At 46.3% G+C, this 579-nt stretch carries 1 protein-coding gene; it reads left to right on the forward strand.

Going from position 1 to position 579, the window contains the following annotated elements:
• A partial coding sequence (locus LJE12_RS19680; protein ID WP_227292406.1) for an IS200/IS605 family accessory protein TnpB-related protein occupies nt 1–579 on the forward strand: 579 nt, incomplete at both ends.

Consider the following 579-nt stretch of genomic DNA (forward strand, 5'->3'; position numbering starts at 1 on the left):
GAATCAATACCGATGCGGTCTGTACCATTATGCGGGCAGACGGAACTGTCCTGGGGAGAAAATTTATCAATCATCCCAGTGAAAAAGACCGGATGTACCGCACACTGGGCCGAATCCGAAGATTCCAGAGGGAACACAGCTCTGCGCAGTCACGGGGAAGATGGGCATATACGAAACGCCTGAACATAGAGCTGGGAAGAAAAATTGCAGGTGCGATCGTAAAAAATGCAGAAGAGAACCATGCAGATGTAATCGTATTCGAGTATCTGGAAATGCATGGAAAGATATCCGGAAAGAAAAAACAGAAACTGCATCTGTGGAGAAAACGGGATATCCAGAAACGCTGTGAGCATCAGGCACACAGAAAAGGAATGCGGGTATCCAGAGTCTGCGCATGGAATACGAGCAGACTTGCATACGATGGCTCCGGAAGTGTGTCCCGTGACCCGAAAAATCACAGTCTTTGTGTATTCCAGACAGGAAAAAGATATAACTGTGACCTGTCGGCATCGTATAATATCGGAGCAAGATATTTTATCAGAGAACTTTTAAAACCCCTTCCGGTAACGGAAAGGTCTT

Source organism: Blautia sp. DFI.6.71 (assembly GCF_020593585.1).
Lineage (GTDB): Bacteria > Bacillota > Clostridia > Lachnospirales > Lachnospiraceae > Blautia_A > Blautia_A wexlerae.